This window comes from Chroococcidiopsis cubana SAG 39.79, from assembly GCF_003991895.1.
GTDB lineage: Bacteria > Cyanobacteriota > Cyanobacteriia > Cyanobacteriales > Chroococcidiopsidaceae > Chroococcidiopsis > Chroococcidiopsis thermalis.
Map to the genome: position 1 here is coordinate 1 of NZ_RSCK01000197.1, position 4,677 is coordinate 4,677.

Annotated in this window: 4 protein-coding genes and 1 tRNA gene; 4 read left to right on the forward strand and 1 reads right to left on the reverse strand. The window is 43.9% G+C overall.

Features of this window, described 5'->3' with window-relative positions; all coding sequences use genetic code 11:
• Positions 1–206 precede the first annotated feature (206 nt).
• The 4 genes from DSM107010_RS36805 (at position 207) to DSM107010_RS36820 (ending at position 3,126) form a co-directional block, all read left to right on the forward strand.
• Positions 207–280 (forward strand) — tRNA-Val (locus DSM107010_RS36805).
• Between the two features lie 160 nt (positions 281–440).
• Positions 441–1,634, forward strand: coding sequence for a tyrosine-type recombinase/integrase (locus DSM107010_RS36810; RefSeq protein WP_106169773.1), 1,194 nt, complete (start codon positions 441–443; stop codon positions 1,632–1,634).
• A gap of 394 nt (positions 1,635–2,028) precedes the next feature.
• Entirely contained in the window at positions 2,029–2,355 is a 327-nt protein-coding gene (locus DSM107010_RS36815) for a hypothetical protein (RefSeq protein ID WP_106169775.1), read from the forward strand.
• Between the two features lie 195 nt (positions 2,356–2,550).
• On the forward strand, positions 2,551–3,126 hold the full coding sequence (locus DSM107010_RS36820; RefSeq protein ID WP_106169778.1) for a Uma2 family endonuclease: 576 nt from the start codon (positions 2,551–2,553) through the stop codon (positions 3,124–3,126).
• Positions 3,127–3,180: 54 nt separating this feature from the next.
• Here the strand turns inward: DSM107010_RS36820 and ggt are convergent.
• Positions 3,181–4,677: gamma-glutamyltransferase (gene ggt / locus DSM107010_RS36825; RefSeq protein WP_127025331.1), on the reverse strand; the 1,497-nt coding region annotated here is incomplete at its 5' end.

Genomic DNA, 4,677 nt, shown 5'->3' on the forward strand with positions numbered 1-4,677 from the left:
TGAATCCTTAATAGAGCATCCTACAGTTGATTTTTCTCCTTTTTGCCTCGTTTAAGATTTACTTTATGAATAGCCTCTAAAGCTGTATCGCTTGCCTCCAAAGCTGAACTTAAGCTGTATCGAGCTGTTATGGTTAATAGGTTTTATTTCTCTCATGTGTCCCAAAGGTGTCTCATATGTTATCCTTAGAAAAGTCAAAATCACACGGACGTATAGCTCAGTTGGTTAGAGCGCTACGTTGACATCGTAGAGGTCACTGGTTCGAATCCAGTTACGTCCATACACTGAAACCCTCTTCCTAAGAGGGTTTTGTCGTTTCTATCCTTGGCAGTTGGCTCGAACCCATTCTCAATAAGCAACGCCAAATTGGTTATTTTTAGGTATGGCTGGAGCCAAAATTGAGATAAGTTTGAGATACGAATTTCCAGAGTAATGAGGATATGGCAAGGGTTGTAGGCTCTGCAAAAAAATCAATCGATCTCAATCGGGCATCTGGGACTTTATCTCAATCTGTATCTCAATCCCAAATTAGAAAGAAAGCATCTAAAGGCACTGTAGTCGTCCAGGTATTCAAAGAGCGTTTGAGGTTGTGCTGGAGCTACCTAGGTAAACGCTACTACTTATATATTGGGTTGCCAGATAGCAAGCTAAATCGAACGATAGCCGAGCAAAAGGCTCATCAGATTGAAGGGGATATCGTCACCGGAAATTTTGACCCCACACTGAAGAAGTACAAAAGTGCAGTACCAAAGCCGAGTCTAGTCTCAGCTGTGGCTTTATTTGAACAGTTCACCCAAAGCAAACAAAAATACGTTGTAGCCCGAACGCTAGCCAAGTATGCGGCGATTTGCAGGTATTTCAAAGAATTTTTCCAGGACAAGCCTGCGACTGAAATTACTTTGAAAGAAGCAGAGGCTTTCACTGACTGGTTAATTACACAGGTTAAACCGATTACAGCAAAAGAAAGACTATTTCTAATTGAGTCGTGTTGGAAGTGGGCACTCGAGCGAGAACTGGTTGAACTCAACCCTTGGAAAGAGATGACCAAGCGGATAAAGCCTGCGCCCAAACAACCTTCTAAACCTTTTAGTAAAGAAGAGATGGGGGCAATTATTCAGGCATTCAGGAGCGATCGCTACTATCATTACTATGCTAACTACGTAGAGTTTTTGTTTGGTACGGGTTGCCGCACGGGTGAAGCAATTGGCTTGAAATGGAAGCATGTAAGCGATGATTGCTCGACCGTATGGATCGGAGAAAGCTTGAGCAGGGGAGAGAGACGCTCAACGAAGAACAATAGATCTCGCACGATTGCTCTCACACCTAAGTTACAAGCAATGTTACTAGCCAAACGACCTGCTGATTTTGACCGAGAGGAATTAGTGTTTACTGCCCCCAGGGTAGGAGCAATTGACGACGGCAATTTCAGAAACCGTGCGTGGAAAACAGTACTCACTCGTTTAGAGATTGATTACCGCAAACCCTATACCACTCGTCATACTCTTGTTAGTCATGCCCTGGATCTAGGAATGAACCCAGTTGTGGTTGCTCAACTGACAGGACATGACGTGCAGGTGCTTTTCAAGAACTACGCTGGTAACGTCAACTCTAGACCACAGCTGCCAGAACTTTGAGTGACACAAAAGTTGTGTGAATTAACCTAAATTTCATTAATTAATCCTGACCTCAGTTTTACTATCTAACTGAGGTTTTTATATTTTTTGCTGTTTATCTACATTCGTTAAATAACATATAACTTCAGAAAGAGATTTATGTTTTGGATGAAATAGGTCTAGGGAAAATAAATATTAGTGGATATAATTAGCTAAGAAACAAAATAAATGATCGACCTTGCTTTTAGTTAATTAAACAGTAGTTTGCAAAATTACTTGGTAATTTCAGTACTGTCTTTCCACTGAAAATTAACTACAAGGTAAAAAAATACATGAGAGTGAAATACATAAATTCGTACAGAAAGTCATCGCTACTTGAAATTTAGAATCCTTGCTTCATAGAGGTTGGCTAGAAATGATAATAAACTACTCGACTGCTGAACATTCTCCCATATCTGAATTTTGGATTAACAAACATATTGCAGCAAAGATTCTTGGTTTATCAATCCATACTTTAAAAAAACTTCGCAGTGAAAAAGCACGTCCAGAGGATCGCTTGCTTGAGGGCATTCACTTTGTACGCTACGGAAAATACTGTGTCAGATACAATGCCGAGCTATTGAGAGACTACGCCGCAACACGCTCCGATCCAAAAACTCATAGGCGAGCTATTGAGACATATCTTGCTTCCCTGCCCAGCAACCAACCTAAACGAGTAGGTAAAGCGCGTCAGATTTCTTGAGTAATTGTTAAAACTTGTGCGTGCAGAATGTTCTTTTCTTGAAACAAAAGAAGAGGGGCAGGCTAGCGGATGAGGTACTCAATTGTTGGCTCTTAAGGATAAAGTAAGAGTAATAGCTAATACTCTCTCTAACCTGGCTCTTGTTTCCCAGTCGCCTTTGTGTTCTCGATCGGTAGACTTACCGCTCCATAGCTTATGACAGCAATTACTTTAAACTTAGAACCAGCAATCCATTTAACTGACGAGCAGTTTTATCAACTGTGTCAGGCAAATCGGGATGTCAGATTTGAGCGCACGGCAGAAGGTGAATTGATTGTTATGCCACCAACAGGGGGAGAAACAGGCGATCGTAACTCGGAGATGAATTTTCAACTGCGAGCTTGGAACAAGCAATCTCGCTTAGGAAAAGTATTCGATTCCTCTACGGGATTCAAACTGCCCAATGGCGCAGATCGCTCTCCCGATGCTGCTTGGGTAAGATTAGAGCGATGGGAGGCTCTCACGCCAGAACAACGCCAGAAATTCCCGCCTCTAGCACCCGATTTCGTTATCGAGTTGCGTTCTGCTACTGACGAACTCAAGCCATTACAGGCAAAAATGCAGGAGTACCGCGATCGTGGAGTTCGTTTAGGTTGGCTGCTCGATCCTCAAAGACGAATCGTGGAAATTTATCGCATTGGGACAGATGTAGAGGTAATACAATCGCCTACGACTTTATCAGGGGAAGATGTACTGCCTGGTTTCGTTATGGACTTGAGCGAGATTTTCTAATCGCCAAGTCTTAATGCAGAAAATTGAGCGGGGCGATCGCCACAGTACACCAAGTTAGTATGCTACAGCTGCTCCCGCACTCTTACGACGATCGTTAGCGCCGTAAAGCATCCCAGTTTGAGGATCGATCGCAATCGATTCAGCAGCGCCCCAACTACCGAAAGGAACCACTCTGTATCCCATTCCCCATAATTGCCCAAAGATATCGGAATTCAGAGTATAGGGTTCGGTAATCACAAAATTTGGCAGTCCTTGATAGTGAACGCGAGGAGTATTGACAGCTTTATCGATCTTCATGCCATAGTCGATCGTATTGGTGAGGACTTGGAGAACAGTGGTAGGAATGGTAGAACCACCAGGACTACCTGTCACCATGAAAACTTTATCGTTCTGCGTCACAATCGTGGGAGACATGGAACTGAGTGGGCGCTTACCAGGTGCGATCGCATTGGCTTTTCCCTGTACCAAGCCAAACTGATTTGGGACACCAGGTTTTGCCGCAAAATCATCCATCTCGTTGTTGAGGAAAAACCCCGTTCTTGGGGCAATGACTCCAGCACCAAAGTAAGAATTAATCGTGTATGTCACAGATACGGCATTTCCATGACGATCCACAACTGAGTAATGAGTTGTATTGGTTCCTTCTTGACTAGAAGTGATGCGAGAGTAAACTTTCCCTGGAGGTGTGGCACGAGTTGTCGAAATCTGCTGACGAATTCTAGCCGCATACTCTTTTGATAGCAGTCGTTCTACGGGATTGTTGACAAAAGCCGGATCGCCTAAGTAGGTATTGCGATCGCTGTAAGCATAAAGCATTGACTCAAACATCAGATGTAGGCTGGTTGCTGAGTGCCAGCCTAGCTGTTTGAGCTGATAACCTTCGAGAACATTCAGCATTTGGCATAAAGTCACGCCACCACCAGGGGGAGGCGCAGAAATTACCTCATATCCCCGATAGTTGCACTTAACTGGCTGAGTTTGAGCAACTTTGTAATTAGTAAAATCTTCCAACGTCAGAATTCCACCATTTTTGTTGCTAGCTTTGACAATTTCAGATGCGATCGCGCTCCGATAAAAACCATCCGCTCCCCGATCGGCAATCAGTTTGAGAGTTTGAGCTAAATCTTTTTGTACCAGGCGATCGCCTACTCGATAGGGAGTTTTGCCATTTTTCAAAAAGATGGCAGCAACGTTTGCTCGTGCCTGAAACTGCTTGACATGAGAGTTAAGGATATCGACATCTCCTGGCTGCAAGACAAAGCCTTTTTCGGCTAAGGCGATCGCTCCCGCCATTACAGTAGCGCGGCTCATCGTGCCATATTGTGTCAATGCCCGATCTAACCCTTTAACCGTCCCTGGTACGGCAACAGCTAAGTGACCCTCTTTACTTAACTTAGAAACTACCCGACCTTGCCGATCTAGGTACATATTCTGGCGTGCTGCTAATGGTGCTTGCTCGCGGAAGTTAAGAAAGGGCGCAACGCAAAAAAGTGGGATTGGGTAGGGTAGCGTGAAAAGCACAAAAAAAAGTAGGATGCCTGGGCAAGATGT

Coding starts and splice junctions, on each gene's coding strand:
- DSM107010_RS36810 (WP_106169773.1), top strand. CDS start 441: ATGGCAAGGGTTGTAGGCTCTGCAAAAAAATCAATCGATCTCAATCGG.
- DSM107010_RS36815 (WP_106169775.1), top strand. CDS start 2,029: ATGATAATAAACTACTCGACTGCTGAACATTCTCCCATATCTGAATTT.
- DSM107010_RS36820 (WP_106169778.1), top strand. CDS start 2,551: ATGACAGCAATTACTTTAAACTTAGAACCAGCAATCCATTTAACTGAC.